Origin of the sequence: Actinoplanes sp. NPDC051851, from assembly GCF_040681165.1 — a bacterium.
In the GTDB taxonomy this organism is placed as follows: Bacteria; Actinomycetota; Actinomycetes; order Mycobacteriales; family Micromonosporaceae; genus Actinoplanes.
In genome coordinates, this window is sequence record NZ_JBFAYF010000161.1 from 1 (window position 1) to 1706 (window position 1706).

The 1706-nt window shown below is 67.8% G+C and carries 1 protein-coding gene; it reads right to left on the reverse strand.

All coding sequences use genetic code 11. From position 1 onward, the window contains the following. Positions 1-159: 159 nt before the first annotated feature. Positions 160-1587 (reverse strand): IS1380 family transposase, encoded by a 1428-nt coding sequence (locus AB0M08_RS47440; protein ID WP_364508938.1) that lies wholly within the window; start codon positions 1585-1587, stop codon positions 160-162. Positions 1588-1706: the final 119 nt, after the last annotated feature.

Below are 1706 nucleotides of genomic sequence, written 5' to 3' on the forward strand. Positions count from 1 at the left end.
ACCTCGATCCGTCAGGGGGTTTTGATCTCTCGCCGTCCGTTTCGGCGTGACCGTTTTGTCCCTCGCGGATGGATGTGGTGTGGCCGCGTGTCGCTGCGGACGCGCCGGGTCTCCGGGACCGGATGCGGCTTTCTGCTGGGAGGGCCGGGCTGGTCGGGGTCAGGTGGTCAGGGGTAGCCGGTTGAGGTGTTGCCAGCAGGTCAGGAACGCATCAGCCCAGGGCCAGGTGTCGGGGATGGACAGGACCCGGCGACGGGCGTGGGTGGCGAGTTTCGCGGGCAGGTGCAGCAGCCGGTAGCGCAGGGTGTCGGGTTCGGCGTGGGCGAGGTCGTTCTGGTCATGTAGGCCGAGTAGTCGTAGCCAGGCGGTCAGGTCGGCGGCGATGTTGCAGGTCAGGACCCAGCCGCGGTTCACGGTCCAGGATTTTGACGGCAGGTTGCGTAGTCCCATCGTTTTGCCGTGCCGGACCTGGTCTTCCACGCCGGCGTGAGCTCGGTGGAGGGCGTCGAGCCATTGCGGCTGGTGGGAGCCGGCAACGCCGTGAAGGCGGGTGATGTTGGTGGCCACGATCTGGTAGCGCCAGCCGGTGGCGCGTTCCAGGGCGGTGAGTTGTTTGGCGTGCCGGGCTGATGGCCGGGTCCGGCGCACGAGCAGCCGCAGCCCGGTCAACCAGTTGCCGGTCCGCTGGTTGAGGCCGGTCAGTTCGGCGACCTGGGCACTGTCGATGGCGGTGCCGTCCTGGTTCAGGCTGTCAGTCCACACGTGTTCGGGCAGGCCGGCGATCGCGGTCTCGTCGGTGGCGGTGATCGTCCAGCCGACGGTGAACTTGACGCTGCGCCAGAGCCGGTTCATCGCCTCAAGGTGGTCGAGGAGGTCGTGGGTGGCGCCGGCCCCGTCGACCCGGATGAGGATCTTGCGGCGATAGGGCAGGGGCAGCTGGGCGATCGCGGCGCCGAGGACCCGGATGTGATCGGCGACCGTGTTGGATCCGGCGTTACCCGGACGCAGCAGCATCGCCAGGGCCTCGCCGGTGTTCGCGCACCACCCACCGAGGGGATGGAACCCGAAACCCTTCTTGAACGTGGCGGCCGCCCCCTGCTTGCCGGAGTGGGCGGTGATCAGGGTGGCGTCCAGGTCGATGACCACCCACCCTGACAGCAGTTTCCCGGCCACGCTCAGCCATGGGAATCCTTGCGGCCGGCGTTCGAGTAGATGCCAGACCCGGGCCCTGACCTTCGCCCTCGCCTTGCCGATGCGGGCCAGGCCCTTGTCGTCGAGGCCGGCCAGGGCCCGCCGCACGGTCGCTTCCGACGGCGGGTCACCGAAGACGAGGCTCTGATGGGCCAGCAGCCCGATGTCGGACATGCTCTTGGCGCCGAGGACGACCGCGACCGCGAGACAGACCAGAACGGTGCCCCGATCCCACCAGCCCGGCCCGTCGCGCCGGGGCAGCATCTTGTTCAATGCGCCGGTCAAACCCACCCGGTCCGCGCACGAACGCAGCAGGACCGCACCCGCATGACCGATAAGGGCCTTGCCGCCCGAGGCGATGACCAGCCGCTGATCCCACCCGCTACTCTTACTCACCAGAAAGGTGCACCTTATTCTGCTGTGGACATGGCGTAGACACCCACATCCTTGCAGGTCAGGCGCACCTTTCCTTTATCGCCCTCGATGCACGCCATTCAGTCTGAATAGCCAGGGTC